Consider the following 20,057-nt stretch of genomic DNA (forward strand, 5'->3'; position numbering starts at 1 on the left):
CGAGCCTTCGATTATTCGATCAGTCGAGCCGCAGCCGGGACTCCGCGTAAGTGTAGAGGGGACGCCAGAGCACGCGGTTGAACAGCGTGACGAACAGCGACATCACGGCAATGCCGAGAATGATCTTCGGGTAGTCGCCGGCTGCCGTCATCTGCGCGATATACGCGCCCAGGCCGTGCGCAGCGACCCTGGTGTCGCCCCACTGCACGAACTCGGACACGATGCTCGCGTTCCACGCGCCGCCCGAGGCCGTGATCGCCCCCGTGACGTAGTACGGAAAAATGCCCGGCAGCATCGCCTGGCGCCACCACTGCCAGCCGCGGATGCGGAAGTTCCTGGCCGCTTCCTTGTAGTCGTTCGGATACGCCGTGGCGCCCGCAATCACGTTGAACAGGATATACCACTGCGTGCCGAGCACGATCAGCGGCGAGAGCCAGATGTCCGGGTTCAGATGGAAGCGCACGATCACGATCACGAACACCGGGAACAGCAGGTTCGCCGGGAACGCCGCGAGGAACTGCGCGAGCGGCTGCACCTTTTCGGCAAGCGCCGGACGCAGGCCGATCAGCACGCCGAGCGGCACCCAGATCACCGAGGCAATCGCGATCAGCAGCACCACGCGCAACAGCGTGATGAGGCCGAGCACGAACACATGGCCGACTTCGTCGAGCGTGACGCCGGTGCGCACGAACGCGACCACGCGCCAGACCACGTAGACCGTGAGCGCGATCACGAACACGGCCCAGATAACATCGCCGATCTTCGCGCGCAGACCTTCGCCGCGCGCCGGAGCGGGCGCCGCGATGGACGTCAGTGACGAGGTCAGCGCGGCGGGCAGCCGGAACGGCACGCGCGCGAGCGTGGCCAGCAAAAAGCCCATCGGCACGAGCGACTGATGAATCAGATGCGTGCGGCGAATCAGGTCGAGCAGCCACGACTCGGGCGCGTCGCCCGAAGAGGTGTTCTCCATGCGGAACTTGTCAGCCCACGCCACCAGCGGGCGGAACAGGAACTGGTCGTAGGCCAGGATCACCACGGTCATCGTGAGAATCACCCAGCCCACCGCGTGCAGGTTCTTCTCCGTGATCGCCTGCGCCAGGTACGCGCCGATGCCCGGCAGCGTGATCGTGTTGTTGCCCACCGTGATCGCCTCGGAGGCCACCACGAAGAACCAGCCGCCCGACATCGACATCATCATGTTCCAGATGAGACCCGGCATCGAGAACGGCACTTCGAGCTTCCAGAAACGCTGCCAGCCCGTGAGGTGAAAGCCGCGCGAGACTTCGTCCAGATCGCGCGGCACCGTGCGCAGCGACTGATAGAAGCTGAAGGTCATGTTCCACGCCTGGCTCGTGAAGATCGCGAAGATCGCCGCAAGCTCCGCGCCCAGCACGCGCGAGGGAAACAGCGCGAGAAAGAAGGTGACCGTGAACGAGATGTAGCCGAGCACCGGCACCGACTGCAGGATGTCGAGGATCGGCACCAGCACCTGGCCCGCGCGCCGGCTCTTGGCCGCGAGCGTGCCGTAGACCAGCGTGAACGCGAGCGAGGCGACCATGGCCGCGAGCATGCGCAGCGTGGTGCGCATGGCGTACTCGGGCAGGTTGGCCGGGTCGAGCGAGATCGTCTGCGTCTTGAGCGTGGCGATGGGCGCCATGGTCTCGTGAAAGCCCACCACGGCCATGGCGATCAAACAGATGATCAGCGGGAACGCCACGAAGTCCCAGCGATTGGGCAGCACGCGCCACGCCGAGGCGTTGGCCGTACGGTTCAGGTTGAAGCTGAAGTCCATTCAGGCGCTCTCCCGTGCTTGCCCGCTTCCGAAACGGCACGACACTACACAACCTTCATGACAGATTCAACCTCGCGTCCGATGCCTGCGCCTCATGGCGAAGCATGCGAGTTGCATCGACACAGTCCGCCCCAAGGCGTCCGCGGGCTCCATCGCTCCATTCGAGAGTTAAAATCGTCGCACGGCAACGGCGGTCACCTGTAAAACGGTTGTCACACGCGGCCCCCTAATGTTTCACCGATTGCCCCCGCTTTACCGGGACGCCGGGCATCCCGCCCGCTAACGCACCATCTGCACCCTGCGCGCCATGCGCCTGACCGAACCAGAAGGCCAATGAACAGGAGACTCTTGCGTCAAGCCGCCTTGCCCCCCGTGGTCACGGTGGCGGCTGTCGTGGCGCTCGCGCTCGTCTGCTGGCTGGTCGCGGGCGGGCTCGCCAACCGCATGATGCGCCAGGAGCTCGACACCGCGCTCCGCGTGCAGCGCCAGATGACGCGCTCGGTCGTCGACAACATGGCCGAGGTCATCGCGAGCGATCTCTCGATGTCGCGCGCCATCCCCGCGACCATGGCCGAAACCCACGTGGTGCAGCAGGCGCTGGTCGAGGCCGAAAATTATGCCGCGTCGCGCACGTCCACGGAACTGGTGCGGCGCGAAGCATTGCAGCACGCACCCACGCTCGCGGCCGTCAACGGCTTCCTGCACGACGCCCAGGGCTTCTCCGGCTTCGACGCCATCTGGCTCGTGAACAACAACGGCATCTGCATCGCGTCGAGCAACGCCATGGAGAAAATCTCCTACGTGGGCGTCGACATGCGGGCGCGCAACTATCTGAGCGACACCCTGCTCGGCGCGTTCTCCGAGACTTATGGCGTCGGCACTTCGAGCGGCGAGCCGGGCATCTTCGTGGCCGCGCCCGTGTACGACAACGGCCTGCTGGTGGGCGCGGTGCTCGCCAAGGTCAGCATCGCGCGGCTGCGCCACTGGGTCACCCACCCGGGCACCTTTGTGTCCGACAGCAATGGCGTGATCGTCATGGCGCACGACAGCAAGCTCGAAGGGCTCGCCATGCCCGGCTCCCATGTGCAGGAGATGAACGCCGTCGACCGCGTGAACACCTATCTGCGCGAACGCTTTAGCGAACTCCCGCTGCATGGCGCCGGCGAGGCGGCGGCGCACGAAGCGCCGTGGATATCGGAAAGTGCGGCACAGGCGCTCGTGGAATTGCCCCGCCAGCGCACCCCGGCGCTTTACGAGCAGCGCGGCGGGCTCAATTCGGGGCTCACCGCCCATCTCGTCGATCCGCTCAATGCGTGGCCCGAACTGCTCGCGAATCACCGGCGCGACCGGCTGCTGATCTTCTTTACGCTGGCGGGTTCGGTCACGCTCGCCGCCGTGATCTCGATCTCGTGGGTTCGCGAGCGGCGCCTGCACCGCGCAAGCCGGGATCTCGCGGAGCAACTGCAGGCCGCCAATTCGCTGCTGGCCGCCGAGGCGCGCCACGACGCGCTCACGGGCGCGCTCTCGCGCCGCTATTTCCTCGACCTGCTGCGCCACGAAATCGACGCGGCCTACGCGAGCGGCAAGCCGCTCTGCATGGCGATCGCCGACCTCGACCACTTCAAGCAGATCAACGACCGCTTCGGCCACCCGGCCGGCGACCGCGCGCTACAGCACTTCGTCGAGACCTGCCGCACCGAGCTGCGCTCCGACGACGCGGTCGGGCGGCTCGGCGGCGAGGAGTTCGGCATCTTGCTGCCGGCCACCACGCTCGCCGCCGGACAAGACGTGATCGAGCGGCTGCGCCGCCAGGTGAAAGCGAACGTCTGCACCGGGTTGCCCAGCGAGGCGTATCTGAGCGTGAGCATCGGCATCACGGAGCTCGCGGCGGCCCTGGACCAGCCCGAACGCCTGATGAGCCGCGCCGATCTCGCGCTCTATATGGCGAAGGCGGGAGGTCGCGACCGCTGCGAAGCGATGGCTTCGGACGGCGCCGCGCCGCCGCGCACCGCCGCGGCGACCTGGTAATCCGCGCCACCGTCCGCGCGCGCTCAGGCGCGCTCACGCGTGAGGAGGGGAAGTCACCACTCACTTAATTGTGGAACCCGTCCAGGGCTTTCCTCTCCAACGCGGTATCATCGAACGATCCGAGCGCGCGGCATCATGCGGCGCGCATCGCCGTGGCAAGTCGCTCAGCACATAGGAGGCATGCATGAAGGGAAATCTGGTCATCGTCTGCCGCGATCAGGATGCTCTCGCGTTCGACCAGCTGATGGTCGAATACGGAGCGTTTCAGACGCGCCTGTCATCGACCGCGTGGTACCTGAAGCTCGAAGCCGCACCCGAGCTGGTTCAGGAAGAAATTCTTGCCCGCCTCGGCAAGTACACGACGCACTACATCTTCGAGGCCGACAGCGTCGTCTACAACACCGTGGACAGCGAGGCCGCCGCCGCGCTCGACACGCTGTTCTCGGCCTGACGCACCCGCACGCATATCACGTGACATCCGGCGGCCTTGCCCGCCGCACTCTCCCCCGCCAATATGCGCCGCACGCCGGCGCTCACCAGATCTGCGCCGCCTCGGCAACCGTGCGTTCGACCACTTCGAACGGAAACGCCATGCGCACTTCGAGGCCGCCGCTCTCGCCATTGCCGATGGCGATCTCCCCCCCCGCGCGCCGCACGAGCCGCTCGACGATCGCGAGACCCAGGCCGCTATGGCCGTTGCCGCCGCGCGCCGGATCGAGCCGCACGAACGGGCGGCTCGCCTGCGTGAGGTCCTGGTCGGCAATGCCCCTGCCGTGGTCGCGCACGGTGAGCGTGAAATCCTGCGCCCCGCGCGCAGTCTCGATCACCACGGGCGGCGCGCCGTAGGCGTGCGCGTTGTCGAGCAGGTTCGACACCACGCGCTCGAGCGTGGCCGCGGGCAGGCGGAACACCGCTCCCGCATTCAGGCGGCGTTCGATCACGAGCGTCTCGCCGCCGACTGTACGGTAGTTGCGCGCGATGCGCTCGCACTGGTCGTCCACTTCAACGGGCTCGCTGCGGTCGGCGCCATCGTGCGCGAACACCAGGAACTGGTCGACGATATGCGCCATGGAAGCCACGTCGCGCACCACGCCGTCACGGACCTTCTGCTCGTCCATCATCTCGGCGCGCAGACGCAAGCGCGCGAGCGGCGTCTTCAGGTCGTGCGCGACTCCCGCGAGCATGACCGCGCGGTCTTTCTCGGTGCGCTCGACCTCCTTCACCATCTGGTTGAAACCGCGCGTGAGCTGGCGCATCTCGCGCGGCCCGCGCTCGGGCAAGGGCGGCACGGGCAGGCCGCGGCCGAAGCGCGCGACCGCCTGGGCGAGCGCGCGCAGCGGCTGCTGGAGCATCCAGGCGGCCACCAGCGCAGCGATCACCGCCGCCGTGAAAATGATGATGAACCACGGCACCGCGCGGTCGATCGGGCGCATCGGGCGCAGCGGCTGCGCCGGCACCACGATCCAGCGCGCATCCTGCGGACCGCGCACCCACAACATGGGCGGATGCCCGGGCGGGCCGATGCGCACGTCGGTGCCGGCCGGCATGCGGTCGCGCAGGTCGTCGATGAAGCGGCGCAGACCGGCGGGCATGTCGGGCTTGATCGCGGGCACCGCGACGCTCGCCGGGTCGACCAGCTGCACGCGCGAGGGCAGCGGCTGATCGGGCTCGCGCTGCACATGCTGACGCACGGCATCGACGAGGAACACGGCCTCTTCCACCGCGTAGCGCGACTGCATCTGGTCGCGCTCGAGGCGCATCAGCGCGAACCATGCGACGTGAGACAGGAGCAGAACGCCGATGAACAGCAGCGCGAACCGCCCAAACAGCGAATCAACCGGCCGGCGCATGGCTGGCCTGCTCGCCATCCGGCACAAAGACGTAGCCACGGCCGCGCACTGTCTGAATGAAGCGCGGCGTGGACGGGTCGGTCTCGAGAATGCGGCGCAGGCGCCACACCTGCACGTCGATGCCGCGGTCGGTGCCGTCGTACTCCGGACCATGCAGCAGCTCGAGCAGGCGCTCGCGCGTGAGCGTGCGCATCGGATGATTGACAAAGATCTTCAGGAGCGCGAACTCGCTGCCCGACAACATGATGGGCTTGCCCTCCTGCTGCAGCGTGCGCGACTGGAAGTCGAGCACGAAGCGGCCGAACGAGAACGGCTCGCGCTGCTCGGGCGCGGCGGCCGAGGGCACCGTGTGGCGCCGCCGCAGCACGGCCTGCACGCGCGCGAGCAGCTCGCGCGGGTTGAAGGGCTTGCCAAGATAGTCGTCGGCGCCAAGCTCAAGGCCGACGATGCGGTCCACGTCGTCCGCGCGCGCAGTCAGCATGATCACGGGAATATCGTCGCCCGAGGCGCGCAGCTTGCGCAGCGCCGTGAGCCCGTCCACGCCGGGCATCATGAGATCGAGCACGATCAGGTCGGGGCGCTCGCGCTCGAGCCGCCGCTCGAGCGAGCCCGCATCGTGCAGCACCGACACTTCGATCCCCTGCCGCGCCAGATAGTCGCGCAGCAGGTCGCGCAGTTCGACGTCGTCGTCGACGACCAGAATTTGAGTAGCCATGGGACGAAGTTTAACGCGCGCGAGAAAGCCGTTTGCTTACACGGACGCGCTTTGGGTTACAGGGTGTTACCGCGAAAGGCGCACGTAATGTTGCGTAATGCCGGCGGCCAGAGCGGTAACACGCGGGGCGGATCTGCTCGATACGCTAGGGACACCGGTTGCGAACGCCATCGACTTCCCTTGGCGCCGTGCCAGACCGGACACCTTCGAGGATTTGTCAGGAGCTTCACCATGAATAAGACCACTTCGCGCCTTCTCGCCATCGCCGCCACGTCGTTTGCGCTCAGCTTCGGCGCCGCCACCGCCGCCAACGCTCAAACACCGCCTCCCCCTGCCGGCCCCGGCATGATGCACGGCGGCCCGGGCATGCATGGCGGCCACGGCATGCACGGCGACTTCATGATGGGTTTCAAGAAGTTGCACGACAAGCTGAACCTGAACGCCGCGCAGGAAAAGCAATGGCAAGCCGCGCTCGATACCATGAGGCACAACCATGAAGCCATGCGCAAGAACCGCGAGCAGCTCAAGCAACAGTTCGATTCGATGAAGAGCCAGCCGATCCTCGACATGAACGCGCTGCACGCCACGCATCAGCAAGTCGAGCAGAAGGACGCGCAACTGCGCGAGCAGACCGCGCAAGCGTGGCTCGCCTTCTATAACGGCCTGAACGATCAGCAGAAGACCACGGTGAGCTCGGCGCTCAAGGAGCGCTTCGCGAAGATGGAACAGCGCCGCGAGAAGATGCGCGAGCGCTGGGAGCAGCACCAGAAGGACAACAAGAGCGCGGCTTCGGCGCCGGCGCAGTAAGCGCCTCTCGAGGCGCAGCACGGGTGGAGCACCGCGCCGGCCCTTGGCAACCACATCGGCGCAACGCCGCGGGATGCGAATCCCGCGGCGTTTTTCTTGGCGAAGCGGTAGCCGACCGCGCCGGCCCGCGCATCGGGTAAAATACCGCGCTTTTCAGCCGCCCGGTTAGGGCGCCCGTTAAGGACAACCCGCCAGGTATCGCCCATCAGGTACGGGCAACCGGCGTTGTCCGCGTCCGACCCGCATTTTTGATCGCCTAAAATGACGGCGCCCTTACTACGCGGCGCCCATGCGGCGTCGCGCCCGTATCCGCTTTGCATGGGACTGGAGTTACGCGCCAAAGCACGAATTCTGGTCTACAGGAGAATGATGAAGAAGTTCGCAGTGTGCCTCGCACTCGCCCTGTTGGCGGGCAGCGCCGCGGCCAAGGAATGGAAGACCGTGCGCATCGGCGTCGATGCGAGCTATCCGCCGTTCGAATCCAAGAACGCCAGCGGCCAGATCGTCGGATTCGACGTCGACCTGACCAAGGCCCTCTGCGCGCGCATGAACGTGAAGTGCGTCTGGGTCGAGAGCGACCTCGACGGCATCATCCCGGCGCTCAAGGCCCGCAAGTTCGACACGATCGTCTCGTCGCTGTCCGTCACCGACCAGCGCCGCCAGCAGATCGACTACTCCGACAAGCTGTTCGACGCGCCCGCGCGCATGCTCGCCAAGGCCGGCTCGCCGCTCCAGCCCACCGTCGCCTCGCTCAAGGGCAAGAACGTGGGCGTCGAGCAGGGCTCGACCCAGGAGGCCTACGCGAAGGCGCACTGGGCCGGCAAGGGCGTGAACGTCGTGACGTATCAGAATCAGGATCAGGTGTATCAGGACCTGATGTCGGGCCGCCTCGATGCGGCGCTCCAGGACGAGGTCCAGGCCGACTTCGGCTTCCTGAAGACGCCGCGCGGCAAGGGCTTCGCGTGGGCGGGCCCGGCCGTGGAGGATCCGGCGACGATCGGCGACGGCACCGCGATCGGCCTGCGCAAGGAAGATACCGACCTGAAGGCGAAATTCAATGCGGCGCTCGCCTCGATTCACAAGGACGGCACGTTCGACCGACTCGCGAAGCAGTATTTCGACTTCGATATCTATAAAGGCAAGTAAACAACAAGACGGGGACACACGGCGCTCATGGGCGCCGCCGTCGCGAAGCACGCGGCCAGCCACGCCGGCCGCGCATGAACCGACTTGAACCGCGGCAGCCTCTGCCGCGCCTTTCGCGGGGCGCCGTCCAGCGTTGCGACGCCCCGTTGAGGACTCACCTATGTTTCTTCAAGGCTACGGACCGCTGATCCTCGCCGGCACCTGGCAGACCGTCAAGCTCTCGGTGCTCTCGCTCGCGCTCTCGTTCCTGCTCGGGCTGATCGGCGCGGCGGCGAAGCTCTCGAAAAACCGCGTCGCGTATGGCGCGGGCACAGCCTACACCACGCTCATTCGCGGTGTGCCCGATCTGGTGCTGATGCTGCTGCTTTTCTACAGCATCCAGATCTGGCTGAACATGCTCACCGATTACCTGGGCTGGGACCAGATCGACATCGACCCGTTTCTCGCGGGCGTGATCGTGCTGGGCTTCATCTACGGCGCGTACTTCACCGAGACCTTCCGCGGCGCGTTTCTCGCGGTGCCGCGCGGCCAGCTCGAAGCGGGCCACGCCTATGGCATGACCAACTGGCAGGTGTTCACGCGCATCATGTTCCCGCAGATGATGCGCTTCGCGCTGCCCGGCATCGGCAACAACTGGCAAGTGCTCGTGAAGTCCACGGCACTCGTCTCGATCATCGGCCTCGCCGACGTCGTGAAGGCCAGCCAGGACGCCGGCAAGGGCACCTTGCGCTTCTTCTTCTTCACCCTGCTCGCAGGCGCGATCTACCTCGTCATCACGACCGTCTCGAACTTCGTGCTGATGTATCTCGACAAGCGCTACTCCACGGGCGTGCGCAAAGCGGATCTCTGAAACGCGCGAGGCCAAGACCATGCAAGACTTCGTCCAACTGATCCAGCAATACTGGCGCAACTATCTCTATAGCGACGGCTATCACTTCACGGGCGTCGCCATTACGGCGTGGCTGCTGGTGATTTCGATCGGCATCGGCTTCTGCCTCTCGGTGCCGCTCGCGGTCGCGCGCGTCTCGAAGCGCAAGTGGCTCGCGCGGCTCGTGTGGCTCTACACGTATGTGTTCCGCGGCACGCCGCTCTACGTGCAGCTGCTGCTCTGCTACACGGGCCTCTACAGCCTCGACATCGTGCGCAACCACGAGCTCACCAGCGCGTTCTTCCGCAGCGGCATGAACTGCACGCTGCTCGCATTCGCGCTCAACACCTGTGCGTACACCACCGAGATTTTCGCGGGCGCGATCAAGGCGACGCCCTATGGCGAGATCGAGGCCGCGCGCGCCTATGGCATGTCGCCCTTCACGCTGTATCGCCGCGTGATCCTGCCTTCGGCGCTGCGCCGCGCGCTGCCCTACTACAGCAACGAAGTCATCCTGATGCTGCACGCCACGACCGTGGCGTTCACGGCCACCGTGCCCGACATCCTGAAGATCGCGCGCGACGTGAACTCGGCGACCTACCAGTCGTTCGGCGCGTTCGGCATCGCCGCCCTGCTGTACTTGATCATTTCTTTCACGCTCGTCTGGCTGTTCCGCCAGGCCGAGCGCCGCTGGCTCGCGTATCTGCGACCTCAAGGTAAATGAGGGCAAGTGAGCCCGCACCGAGGTATTTGATGAATTCCCAGAAGCAAAAACTTTTCGTCGATTCGCTCCACAAGAAGTACGGCGACCATGAAGTCTTGAAGGGCGTTTCGCTCAAGGCGAACGCCGGCGACGTGATCAGCGTGATTGGCTCGTCCGGCTCGGGCAAGAGCACGATGCTGCGTTGCATTAACTTCCTCGAACAGCCCAACTCGGGCCGCATCGTCGTCGACGGCGAGGAAGTGGCCACGCGCGCCGACAAGCGCACCGGCGCGCTGCACGCCGCCGACCTGAAGCAACTGCAGCGCGTGCGCACCAAGCTCGCGATGGTGTTCCAGCACTTCAATCTGTGGTCGCACATGAACGTGATCGAGAACGTGATCGAGGCGCCCGTGCACGTGCTCGGCATCTCGCGCAAGGAAGCCGAGGAGCGCGCGCGCACGTATCTGGAAAAGGTCGGCCTCGCGCCGCGCGTGGAAACCCAATATCCCTCGCACCTCTCGGGCGGCCAGCAGCAGCGCGTGGCGATTGCGCGCGCGCTCGCGATGAACCCCGACGTGATGCTGTTCGACGAGCCTACCTCCGCGCTCGATCCCGAACTCGTGGGCGAAGTGCTCAAGGTGATGCAGAAGCTCGCCGAGGAAGGCCGCACGATGATCGTCGTGACGCACGAGATGGGTTTCGCGCGCAACGTCTCCAATCATGTGATGTTTCTGCACCAGGGCCGCGTGGAGGAAGAAGGCGTGCCGGCCGAAGTGTTCGCCAGTCCGAAAAGCGAGCGCCTGCGCCAGTTCCTCTCGGGCAGCCTCAAGTAAGCCGGGCCCTCATGTAGTCGACTACATGCCGTCGCGACAATGTAGTGAAAGTAGTATTTCAAGGCGCTTTCGGCGCCTTTTCTTTTTGCCTTCGGAATCCCGTTCGAACGCCTCTTTGTGCGGCCAATTTGCGCATTCCGCCTTACGCCTGACGATATTTCGCGTCAATAGTGGCAATCCTGAAGATCCTCCGCCAGCAAACGTGTGTGCCTTGTCCCGCAAGGCTTTAGACATACTTTTCAGATCGTGCGGACCACCATCCAGGAAACACGTATGGCAATTTGGCGACACCCCAGCACCCACAAGCGATTTCGGTCGCCAGCGCCCCTCTTTTTTGCTAAATTAGTAACCAAAGTAGCAAAACGAAGTTCATTAAAAGTAGTTTCACTTCAAATAAGAACGGGAGATGCCAGTCAACCAGGGGATCTGCAAGACGACTCGACCAGGTTGTCCTGCTCGCATCGTTTCCGTACGCCGATCCTCAGGTCACGCTCCCCACGCGACAACTTCTGTCCGCGGCGCCCCGAACGCGCGGACGTCATTGGCAGTACTTAGGTTGACTCTTTGACAGGGTATGGAGGAGAAAAGATGAAGAAAGCTCTGCTCGCCGCAGCGTTGATGTCGGCTGGCGTAGTCGCGCATGCGCAAAGCAGCGTGACCCTTTACGGCCGTCTGGATGCAGGTATCGCATACATGAACGGCATCGGCGCAGGCAGCGACGCCCAAGGCCGCGCCACTCATGGCACGAGCCAGGTTCAGCTCGAAAGCGGCTACTGGGGCACGAGCCTCTGGGGCATGAAGGGCGTTGAAGACATCGGCGCGGGCAACAAGGTGCTGTTCCAGTTGGAAGGCAGCTTTAGCACGGCAACCGGTCAAGGCCCAGGCGGCGGCGGTCTCTTCAATCGCTGGGCAACGGTCGGCATGGCCAACGACAACTACGGCACGCTGCTGATGGGTCGTGAGCTGTTCATCTCGAACGGCATTTGGGACTTCGATCCGTTCGGCCAGTCGAACTGGTCGTCGGCGTCGATGGTCCGTGGCCGCAACTGGCCGCAATCGAGCAACAACATTTCGTACCAGTCGCCGAAGTTCTACGGTTTCGACGTGTACGGCCAGTACTCGTTCTCGAACGCCACGAGCTGGAACGGCAACGGCACCACGTCCCAGGGTCGCCAGGACGGCCTGCAGCTGACCTACACGAACTCGCTGTTCCAGATCCGCGGCCTGTACGACGAAATCCGCAACCCGATCAACGGCCAGCTCAATGGCGACCCGACCGTGACCGACCCGGCCACCGGCCAGACCGGCGGCCCGTTCACCGCGTCGCGCGAATACACGATCATGGCGAACGTGTTCCTGGGTCCGTTCAAGGTCCAGGGCGGCTATCAGGCCATTCGCACGTCGGGAATGAACGGCGCATTCACGATGCCCGGCCAGCCGACCACGCTCGATCACGAGTGGGGTGGCGTGACGTGGCAAGCCACGCCGGCAGCCGCGCTGATCGCGGCGGTCTATCACGTCAATGCGAACAACGGCGGCGGCAATGCCACGCTCTACACGGTTGGTGGCTCGTACAACCTGTCCAAGCGCACACTGCTCGACCTCCAGGTCGCGACGGTGCAGAACAGCAAGTCGGCCAACTTCGGTCTGAACGCGAACAACCCGGGCTTGGGCGCCGGAACGGGCAACCCGCTGCCGGGCCACAGCCAGACCGGCGTGTACGCAGGCATCCAGCACTCGTTCTAATTCGCGAGAAGTCTGGACAGAACAGTTACATCGAAGTTTTCACGCTGCTGCGAGAGGCGCGTATCGGTGCGGTATCCCAACGGGTATCGCACCGTTTTTTATTTTGGGGACGGGCCGTGCGAGCGGCGCCGTCCCCTGCTTTTTCTGATTTCAGACCGCCGCTTCGTTCTCTTCGCCGGTGCGGATCCGGATCACGCGCTCGACGTCGGTGACGAAAATCTTGCCGTCGCCGATCTGCCCGTGCGCGCCGCACCAATGATTGCATCGATCACCTGGTCGGTCTGCGCGTCGGCGACCACCACCTCGATCTTCACTTTGGGCAGGAAGTCCACCACATACTCGGCGCCGCGATAAAGCTCCGTGTGGCCCTTCTGGCGGCCGAAGCCCTTCACCTCGGTCACGGTCAGGCCCGTGAGGCCCACTTCGGCAAGCGCTTCGCGCACTTCGTCGAGCTTGAACGGTTTAATGACGGCTGTAATGCGCTTCATGGCGATCCTCGTCTGTCTCAGTTTGTTTGCGGTTCGTCCGCAGGTTATCCGCGATTTTACGCTGTGCGCGACGATTTCAAGACGCAGCGGCGGGCGGCGGCACGGTCGCGCGCTCCTGATCGGGCACGCGCTCGAGATCCGCGAGCCACACGACCGACTCGGAATCGCTCGGCGCGCGCCAGTCGCCGCGCGGCGAGAGCGAGCCGCCCGAGCCCACCTTCGGCGCGTTCGGAATGCAGGTGCGCTTGAACTGGCTCGTGCGGAAGAAGCGGTCGAGGAAAATCCGCAGATTACGCTTGATGGCCGCGAGATCGTACTGATTGCGCGCGACCTTCGCGTTCTCGGGCCACGCGCCCGTCTCGCGCTCGCGCCACGCATGGCGCGCGAGGAACGCGACCTTCGAAGGCGCGAAGCCGAAGCGCAGCGTGTAGTAGAGATTGAAGTCCTGCAGCTCGTACGGGCCGATCGTGTTTTCGGTCTTCTGCTCCGGCGCGCCGTCGGTCTTGCCCGGAATCAGCTCTGGGCTGATGTCGGTGGCGAGAATCGCTTCGAGCACGTCACGCCCGCGTTCGTCACCCCGGCCGTTCTGGCCGATCTGCCCCGTCTCCGCGACCCAGCGCACGAGATGCGTGATGAGCGTCTTCGGCACGCTGGCGTTCACGTTGTAGTGCGACATGTGATCGCCCACGCCGTAGGTGCACCAGCCAAGCGCGAGCTCGGAAAGATCGCCCGTGCCGATCACGATCGCGTGGTTGAAATTGGCGAGGCGGAACAGGTGATTCGTGCGCTCGCCCGCCTGCACGTTCTCGAAGGTGATGTCGTAGCTCTCCTTGCCTTCCGAATACGGGTGGCCGAGGTCTTCGAGCATCTGCATGCAGCTCTGGCGAATATCGATCTCGCGCGCCGTGCAGCCCACCAGCGTCATGAGCTCGCGCGCCTGGCGCAGCGTGCGCTCACTCGTCGCGAAGCCAGGCATGGTGTACGCGAGAATATTGGCGCGCGGCAGCTCGAGGCGGTCCATCGCCTTCGCGCAGACCAGCAGCGCGTGCGTGGAATCGAGCCCGCCCGACACACCGATCACCACCTTCTTGATGCCGGCCTGCGAGAGCCGCTGCACGAGCGCCTGCACCTGGATGTTGTAGACCTCGTTGCAGCGCTCGTCGCGGCGCTTCGGATCGGCCGGCACATAAGGGAAACGCTCGACGCGGCGTGCGAGCGCCAGCGTCTCCTGCTCCCAGGCGCCCTTGCCTGTGGCGCCCAGCTCGCAATGGATCACGCGGAACTTCGCGATCTCGTCGGCATGACGGCGCACCGAGTCGCCGAAGGTGGTCTGCCGGATGCGCTCCTGCCGGAGCCGGTCGAGATCGACATCGGCATAGATCAGGTGCGAGTCGTCGAGGAAACGCCCGGACTGCGCGAGCAGCTCGCCGTTTTCGTAGACGAGCGCCTGGCCGTCCCAGGCCATGTCGGTGGTCGATTCGCCCTGGCCCGCCGAGGTGTACAGATACGCGGCGAGGCAGCGCGCCGACTGTTGCGAAACCAGTTGATGCCGATACCCGGCCTTGCCCACCACCACGTTCGACGCGGACAGGTTCACGAGCACCGATGCCCCCGCGAGCGCCGCGAACGACGACGGCGGAATCGGCACCCAGACGTCCTCGCAGATTTCCACGTGAAAGCGCAGGCCCGGGATCGGCGCCGCATCGAACAGCAGCGACGCGCCGAACGGCACGTCCTGGCCGGCGAGGCGCACCGTTTCGGTGCTCGCGCAATCGGCAGCGCTGAACTGGCGCGGCTCGTAGAACTCGCCGTAGTTCGGCAGATAGCTCTTGGGCACGACGCCCGCCACGCGCCCGCCCGCAACGACCGCCGCGCAGTTGAACAGCGCATGGCCGACGCGCACCGGCAACCCCACGATCATCGCGAGCGGCAGCGTGGCCGACGCGGCGGCGATCTGCGCGAGCGCGCGCTCGCACGCATCGAGCAGCGCTTGCTGGTGAAAGAGATCATCGCAGCTATAGGCGGAAAGGCCGAGCTCGGGAAACGCGATCAGCACCGCGCCGCCGTCTGCGGCCTCGCGCGCGAGCGCGAGCGTCTGTTCGGTATTGAAGGCCGGATCGGCCACGCGGCAGCGCGGCACGCCCACGGCCACGCGCGCGAAGCCATGCGAATAGAGATTGAAGAAGCGCTGTTTCATCTGGATGACCGATAAGCGATTGGGGGCATGGAGACGCTCAGGCGACGCCCAGTGGACATTCAGTCCGACTCGCGCCCTCACCCGTTCGGATGGTTTGCTTTACCATGACCGTTTGCCGCGGCGCGGCACTGCGACCAAGCCACAACGGGCACGCAAGTTGAATAAGGAACATTTCGATTATCGCACGGGCATTCTCGGCTCACCGGCCGAGGTCGACGCTGCGCAATGGAACGCGCTGCTCGCGCGCCAGGCGCAGCCGACGCCCTTTTTGCGCCACGAATTCCTCGCGGCGCTCGACGCCACGCGCTGCGCCACGCCCGACGCGGGCTGGGCACCCCAGTTCGTCACGCTCACCGACGCGCGCACGGGCCAGCTAGCCGCCGCCGCGCCCGTCTACCTGAAAGGCCACTCGTACGGCGAATACGTGTTCGACTGGGCCTGGGCCGACGCCTACAAGCGCAACGGCCTCGAGTACTACCCGAAGCTCCTGTGCGCGGTGCCCTTCACGCCCGTGCAGGGCACGCGCCTGCTGGCCGCCGACGAGCACGCGCGCCGCCATCTGGCCGCCACGCTGGTCGCGTTCGCCGAGCAGGCCGACGTCTCGTCGCTGCATGTGCTGTTTCCGAGCGCCGAAGACGCGGCCATGCTCACCGACCTCGGCATGATGCAGCGCGAAGGCGTGCAGTTTCACTGGCTCAACGACGGCTACCGCGACTTCGACGACTTTCTCTCGACGCTCGAACAGAAGAAACGCAAGAACATCCGCGCCGAGCGCCGCAAGGTGCGCGACGCGGGCCTGACGCACCGGCGCATTCGCGGCGAGGACATCCGCGACGAGCACTGGCGCTTTTTCAGCCGCTGCTACCGGCAGACCTATCGCGAGCACTTTTCGTCGCCGTATCTGAATCTCGACTTCTTCCGCGCGATTGGCGAAACGATGCCCGAGAACCTGATGCTCGTGATCGCCGAATACGAGGGCAAGCCGATCGCAAGCTCGCTCGTCGTCTACCAGCGCGACGCCGACGGCAGCGGCGGCACGCTCTACGGCCGCTATTGGGGCGCGCTCGAGCACGTGCCCTGCCTGCACTTCGAGACCGCGTACTATCAGCCGCTGGAGTTCTGCATCGAAGAGAAGCTCGCCGTGTTCGAAGGCGGCGCTCAGGGCGAGCACAAGATGGCGCGCGGCTTCATGCCCACGGTCACGCGCTCGACGCATTGGCTCGCGCATCCCGCGTTCGCCGACGCCGTCGCCCACTTTCTGCAAGGCGAGGCGAACCAGATTCATGCCTATGTGCATGAGCTGAACGAACATAATCCGTTTCGCAGCTAGATTCGGCAGCTGAGTCCGGTAGCTAGATTCGCCCCCATCACCGTTCAAACGATCATCGCCCCCCCAGTCATGCCGTGGTTCCTCTACCTGCTCGAATGCGCCGATGGCAGCGTCTACACGGGCATCGCCGTCGACGTCCAGGCGCGTTTCGCGCAGCACGCGAACGGCACCGGCGCACGCTACACGCGCTCGCGCAAGCCGGTGCGCGTGCTCGCGCAGTTCGAGCTGGCCGACCGCGCCAGCGCCCTGCGCGCCGAATACCGTGTCAAGCGCCTCACGCCGCGCGAAAAGCGTGCGCTCGCGGCTGGCGAGCGCACGCTGGAGTCGGTGCTGCCGGCGCCAGCCGAGCCGTCCGGGCGTACGGAGCCGGAGGAGGAGACGCCGGCTTAAGCGTCCACACGGACACACGCCCATCGCCGCCCATCGCCGCCCATCGCCGCCCGTCACTGCCCAAGCCTAAAGCCCGCCCCGCTTGCGCCGTTATCCTTCACAGGACCGCCGAGCGTTTGCCCTCGACGCGAGCCGTCACGTCATTCCGTAAAGCGACCGGAGCGGTAAGGCCTGATGAGACGATTCAAAATGGAGCCCTCGCGGCAGACCCCGGAGTGGCATGGACTGCGGCGCACCACGGCCGTCCTGCTGCCGCTGTGGCTGCTCGCGGTGGTGATGACGGTGATCGCGTCGATCAGCCTCGCGATCATGTCGATCCTGCTCGCCTATGTGGCCGGGGAAAGCACCTGGTCGAAAGGCCAGAAGGATGCCGTATATGCGCTCGACCGCTACGCCCGCCTCGGTGACGAAGCCGACTACCGCTCCTTCCTCGATTGGATCGCCGTGCCGCTGGGCGATCGTGCGGCCAAGCTCGAAATGAACCGGCCGCAGCCCGATGTGGCGGCGATCCGGCGCGGCTTCGAGCAGGGCCGCATCGCGGCCGCCGACGTCGACGGCATGACCTGGGGCTACCGCACGCTCAAGAACACGCCGTGGATGCGACCGGCGGTGGCGTACTGGGACATCGGCGACCGCGACATCCTGCGCCTCGCCGAAACCGGGACGCGGCTGCATGCGCTCGCGCAGGCGGGCAAGCTGCACAGCGCCGAGTCCGCCGCGCTCGTGCGCGAACTGCACGCCATCGACAGCGAGCTCGCGCCCATCGAAAACGGCTTCTCGCGATCGCTCGACGATGCCGCGCGCGCCACGCGCTCGCTTCTCACGTTCACACTCGCGGCTTGCGCGTTCTTGCTGCTCGCCGTGTTCACGCTATTCATCCGCCGCGTGCTCAAGCGCAGCGACCGTCTCGAAGCCGAGGTGCGCAAGAACGAGGAGCGCCTGAGCCTCGGCTTCACGGGCATCAACGCGGGGCTCTGGGACTGGGAGGTCGGCAGCCGCCAGTGCTACTTCTCGAACTGGCTCTACGAGCAGCTCGGCTACGACGCGAGCCCTGCCGCGGGCACCCCGTTCGACAGCGAAACCGGCCTCGTGCAACTCGTGCATCCCGACGATCTGCCTCGCGTGCGCCAGGCGCTGCGCCGTCACCTCGCGCGCGCGACGACCTTCGATGTGGAATTCCGCCTGCACACGCTGGCCGGCGGCTACTGCTGGTGCCGCGCGCGCGGGCAAGCGGTGCGCGACGCGCGCGGCCGCGCGGTGCGCATGGTCGGATGCCTGTTCGACATCTCCGATCTCAAGACGGCGGAAGCGCAGGCGCATACCGAGCACGAACTCGCGGAGGTCACGCTGGCCTCGATCGGCGAAGCCGTGATCCGCACCGACGAAGACGGGCGCGTCACCTACTGCAACGCTGTCGCCGAGCGCATCCTCGGCCGCCGCGCCGCCGCGCTCCTCGACCAGCCCTTCGGGGCTATCTGCGACCTGCGCAACGGCGCCGGCGAGGCCTGCGGCCTCGACATTGCTGGCAGCGCGCCCGCCGTGTGCGCAGCCGATGGGACCAGCGGGATAAGCGGGATAAGCGGAACAGGCGGCGGCGCGGCGGATCTCTACGTCGCGCGCCCGGACGGCTCGCGGCTCGCAGTCGACTACTCGGTCTCGAGGCTGCGCGACGCGCGGGGCGGCACCATCGGCACTGTCATTGTGCTTTACGACGTGAGCGCGCTGCGCGAGCACGCGGCGCGCCTCTCGTATCAGGCCACCCACGACGAGCTGACCGACCTGTACAACCGCCGCGAATTCGAGCAGCGGCTCGGCGCGCTGCTGGAAGGCGGCGCGGGTAGATCAGGTTTCCCAGCCATCACCGGCGAACCGCGCGAGCGCTCCGCGCACTCGGTCATGTTCCTCGACCTCGACCAGTTCAAGGTGGTCAACGATACCTGCGGCCATTCGACCGGCGACGAACTGATCCGGGAAGTCTGCAGCGTGCTGCGCAACACGCTGCGCGGCACCGACATCATCGCGCGCCTTGGCGGCGACGAATTCGGCGTGGTGCTGCCGCACTGCCCGGTCGTGCATGCATGGGCGCTCGCCGAAGACCTGCGCGAGGCCATCGCCGGCATCCGCTTCACGGGCGGCGGCCGCATCGTGCAGACGAGCGTGAGCATCGGCCTCGTCGGCGACGTGGCGAGCCTCGCCTGCGTGAAGGAAGTGATGAAGGCAGCGGACGTCGCCTGCTACATGGCAAAAAAGAAAGGACGTAACCGCGTGCACCTCTTTCGCTTCGACGACGAGGAGCTCTCCGAGGCTCACACGCAAATGGCCTGGGTCGCCGACATCAAGGCGGCGCTAGAAGACGACCAGTTCTGCCTGTTCGGCCAGGAGATCGTGCCGCTCGCACCCGACTCCGGCCCGCAGGACGCGCATGTCGAGGTGCTGCTGCGCATGCGCTCGGCCGCGGGCGCGCTGGTGAGCCCGGCGGGATTCATCGGCGCGGCGGAGCGCTTCGACCTGATGCCTGCGATCGACCGCTGGGTGATCGCGCGCGCGTTCGCGACCATCGCCGCCGGCGCGCACCGCTACGGCACCTGGTCGATCAACCTCTCGGGCGCCTCGCTCGGCGACGAGCGGCTCGCCGACTATATCGAAGAGCAGCAGCGGGTCTGGGACATTCCGTTCTCGCGCGTGTGCTTCGAGATCACGGAGACCGCCGCGATCACGAACATGCACGACGCCATCACGCTCATCTCGCGCTTGCGCGCGCATGGCTGCCGCTTCGCGCTAGACGACTTCGGCGCGGGCATGTCGTCGCTCAACTATCTGAAGCACCTGAGCGTCGACTATCTGAAGATCGACGGCAGCTTCATACGCGGCATCGTCGACAGCCCGCTCGATCAGGCCATCGTCCGCTCGATCAACGAGGTCGCGCACGCGGCCGGCAAGGAAACCATCGCCGAGTGCGTCGAGGACGCGGGAATCGTCGAGTGCATGATCGCCATGGGCGTCGACTTCGTGCAGGGCTATGCGCTCGGCAAGCCCGCGCCGCTCGACGCCCTGCGCGTGCCGCAGGCGCGCGACATGGCCGAGCTCGATTGAGCGGCCGGGCAGACGCGGCGCCAGCGCCTGGCGCGAACGCCGCGGACGAAAAAAAAGCGCCCCTTGCGGAG

15 protein-coding genes and 1 pseudogene are annotated in these 20,057 nt (G+C 65.8%); 11 read left to right on the forward strand and 5 right to left on the reverse strand.

Annotated features, from left to right (window positions below; genetic code table 11):
• Nucleotides 1-19: 19 nt before the first annotated feature.
• Nucleotides 20-1,792 carry an ABC transporter permease gene (locus PWP93_RS08850; protein WP_421044188.1) on the reverse strand — a complete coding sequence of 591 codons (1,773 nt, stop codon included), beginning with the start codon at nucleotides 1,790-1,792 and terminating at the stop codon, nucleotides 20-22.
• Nucleotides 1,793-2,125: 333 nt separating this feature from the next.
• Between PWP93_RS08850 and PWP93_RS08855 the strand changes: the two genes are divergently transcribed.
• The gene (locus PWP93_RS08855) at nucleotides 2,126-3,820 is read left to right on the forward strand and encodes a sensor domain-containing diguanylate cyclase (protein WP_421044189.1); all 1,695 of its coding nucleotides are present in this window, start codon (nucleotides 2,126-2,128) and stop codon (nucleotides 3,818-3,820) included.
• 184 nt (nucleotides 3,821-4,004) lie between these two features.
• Nucleotides 4,005-4,271, forward strand: coding sequence for a hypothetical protein (locus PWP93_RS08860; protein ID WP_028219326.1), 267 nt, complete (start codon nucleotides 4,005-4,007; stop codon nucleotides 4,269-4,271).
• Between the two features lie 82 nt (nucleotides 4,272-4,353).
• Here PWP93_RS08860 and PWP93_RS08865 read toward each other — a convergent pair whose 3' ends face one another.
• Entirely contained in the window at nucleotides 4,354-5,670 is a 1,317-nt protein-coding gene (locus tag PWP93_RS08865) for an ATP-binding protein (protein WP_421044190.1), read from the reverse strand.
• A complete protein-coding gene (locus PWP93_RS08870) occupies nucleotides 5,654-6,385 on the reverse strand; it encodes a response regulator (RefSeq protein ID WP_421044191.1) in 732 nt (243 codons plus the stop codon). The genes PWP93_RS08865 and PWP93_RS08870 overlap by 17 nt, the downstream gene beginning before the upstream one ends.
• Before the next feature lie 231 nt (nucleotides 6,386-6,616).
• On the opposite strand from PWP93_RS08870, the gene PWP93_RS08875 reads away from it, so the two are divergent.
• The 6 genes from PWP93_RS08875 (at nucleotide 6,617) to PWP93_RS08900 (ending at nucleotide 12,488) form a co-directional block, all read left to right on the forward strand.
• Nucleotides 6,617-7,192: a Spy/CpxP family protein refolding chaperone gene (locus PWP93_RS08875; protein ID WP_421044192.1), complete on the forward strand. Its 576-nt coding sequence runs from the start codon at nucleotides 6,617-6,619 to the stop codon at nucleotides 7,190-7,192.
• A 369-nt stretch (nucleotides 7,193-7,561) separates the two neighbouring features.
• Nucleotides 7,562-8,338 carry an ABC transporter substrate-binding protein gene (locus tag PWP93_RS08880; protein WP_421044193.1) on the forward strand — a complete coding sequence of 259 codons (777 nt, stop codon included), beginning with the start codon at nucleotides 7,562-7,564 and terminating at the stop codon, nucleotides 8,336-8,338.
• 160 nt (nucleotides 8,339-8,498) lie between these two features.
• Nucleotides 8,499-9,188 carry an ABC transporter permease gene (locus PWP93_RS08885; RefSeq protein WP_421023427.1) on the forward strand — a complete coding sequence of 230 codons (690 nt, stop codon included), beginning with the start codon at nucleotides 8,499-8,501 and terminating at the stop codon, nucleotides 9,186-9,188.
• A gap of 19 nt (nucleotides 9,189-9,207) precedes the next feature.
• Nucleotides 9,208-9,930: an ABC transporter permease gene (locus PWP93_RS08890; protein ID WP_035527343.1), complete on the forward strand. Its 723-nt coding sequence runs from the start codon at nucleotides 9,208-9,210 to the stop codon at nucleotides 9,928-9,930.
• Between the two features lie 29 nt (nucleotides 9,931-9,959).
• Nucleotides 9,960-10,742 carry an ABC transporter ATP-binding protein gene (locus PWP93_RS08895; protein WP_421044194.1) on the forward strand — a complete coding sequence of 261 codons (783 nt, stop codon included), beginning with the start codon at nucleotides 9,960-9,962 and terminating at the stop codon, nucleotides 10,740-10,742.
• A gap of 588 nt (nucleotides 10,743-11,330) precedes the next feature.
• Nucleotides 11,331-12,488, forward strand: a complete 1,158-nt coding sequence (locus PWP93_RS08900) for a porin (protein ID WP_421044195.1) — start codon at nucleotides 11,331-11,333, stop codon at nucleotides 12,486-12,488.
• 150 nt (nucleotides 12,489-12,638) lie between these two features.
• On the opposite strand, the pseudogene PWP93_RS08905 reads toward PWP93_RS08900, so the two are convergent.
• Nucleotides 12,639-12,976: pseudogene (locus PWP93_RS08905) on the reverse strand (P-II family nitrogen regulator).
• A 76-nt stretch (nucleotides 12,977-13,052) separates the two neighbouring features.
• The gene (locus PWP93_RS08910; RefSeq protein ID WP_421044196.1) at nucleotides 13,053-15,173 is read right to left on the reverse strand and encodes an NAD(+) synthase; all 2,121 of its coding nucleotides are present in this window, start codon (nucleotides 15,171-15,173) and stop codon (nucleotides 13,053-13,055) included.
• A gap of 157 nt (nucleotides 15,174-15,330) precedes the next feature.
• Here PWP93_RS08910 and PWP93_RS08915 point away from each other — a divergent pair, with 157 nt between their 5' ends.
• The 3 genes from PWP93_RS08915 to PWP93_RS08925 all read left to right on the forward strand — a co-directional run bounded on the left by PWP93_RS08915 (nucleotide 15,331) and on the right by PWP93_RS08925 (nucleotide 19,986).
• Nucleotides 15,331-16,503, forward strand: a complete 1,173-nt coding sequence (locus PWP93_RS08915; protein ID WP_421044198.1) for a GNAT family N-acetyltransferase — start codon at nucleotides 15,331-15,333, stop codon at nucleotides 16,501-16,503.
• Between the two features lie 69 nt (nucleotides 16,504-16,572).
• On the forward strand, nucleotides 16,573-16,893 hold the full coding sequence (locus PWP93_RS08920) for a GIY-YIG nuclease family protein (RefSeq protein ID WP_421044199.1): 321 nt from the start codon (nucleotides 16,573-16,575) through the stop codon (nucleotides 16,891-16,893).
• A 174-nt stretch (nucleotides 16,894-17,067) separates the two neighbouring features.
• Nucleotides 17,068-19,986, forward strand: a complete 2,919-nt coding sequence (locus tag PWP93_RS08925; protein WP_421044200.1) for an EAL domain-containing protein — start codon at nucleotides 17,068-17,070, stop codon at nucleotides 19,984-19,986.
• Nucleotides 19,987-20,057 lie beyond the last annotated feature (71 nt).

The sequence above is a fragment of the Paraburkholderia sp. A1RI-2L genome, assembly GCF_048957375.1.
Lineage (GTDB): Bacteria > Pseudomonadota > Gammaproteobacteria > Burkholderiales > Burkholderiaceae > Paraburkholderia.

Excerpts from the sequence above, each read along its gene's own strand:
- PWP93_RS08850 (WP_421044188.1), bottom strand. The coding sequence starts at position 1,792 with ATGGACTTCAGCTTCAACCTGAACCGTACGGCCAACGCCTCGGCGTGG.
- PWP93_RS08855 (WP_421044189.1), top strand. The coding sequence starts at position 2,126 with ATGAACAGGAGACTCTTGCGTCAAGCCGCCTTGCCCCCCGTGGTCACG.
- PWP93_RS08860 (WP_028219326.1), top strand. The coding sequence starts at position 4,005 with ATGAAGGGAAATCTGGTCATCGTCTGCCGCGATCAGGATGCTCTCGCG.
- PWP93_RS08865 (WP_421044190.1), bottom strand. The coding sequence starts at position 5,670 with ATGCGCCGGCCGGTTGATTCGCTGTTTGGGCGGTTCGCGCTGCTGTTC.
- PWP93_RS08870 (WP_421044191.1), bottom strand. The coding sequence starts at position 6,385 with ATGGCTACTCAAATTCTGGTCGTCGACGACGACGTCGAACTGCGCGAC.
- PWP93_RS08875 (WP_421044192.1), top strand. The coding sequence starts at position 6,617 with ATGAATAAGACCACTTCGCGCCTTCTCGCCATCGCCGCCACGTCGTTT.
- PWP93_RS08880 (WP_421044193.1), top strand. The coding sequence starts at position 7,562 with ATGAAGAAGTTCGCAGTGTGCCTCGCACTCGCCCTGTTGGCGGGCAGC.
- PWP93_RS08885 (WP_421023427.1), top strand. The coding sequence starts at position 8,499 with ATGTTTCTTCAAGGCTACGGACCGCTGATCCTCGCCGGCACCTGGCAG.
- PWP93_RS08890 (WP_035527343.1), top strand. The coding sequence starts at position 9,208 with ATGCAAGACTTCGTCCAACTGATCCAGCAATACTGGCGCAACTATCTC.
- PWP93_RS08895 (WP_421044194.1), top strand. The coding sequence starts at position 9,960 with ATGAATTCCCAGAAGCAAAAACTTTTCGTCGATTCGCTCCACAAGAAG.
- PWP93_RS08900 (WP_421044195.1), top strand. The coding sequence starts at position 11,331 with ATGAAGAAAGCTCTGCTCGCCGCAGCGTTGATGTCGGCTGGCGTAGTC.
- PWP93_RS08910 (WP_421044196.1), bottom strand. The coding sequence starts at position 15,173 with ATGAAACAGCGCTTCTTCAATCTCTATTCGCATGGCTTCGCGCGCGTG.
- PWP93_RS08920 (WP_421044199.1), top strand. The coding sequence starts at position 16,573 with ATGCCGTGGTTCCTCTACCTGCTCGAATGCGCCGATGGCAGCGTCTAC.
- PWP93_RS08925 (WP_421044200.1), top strand. The coding sequence starts at position 17,068 with ATGAGACGATTCAAAATGGAGCCCTCGCGGCAGACCCCGGAGTGGCAT.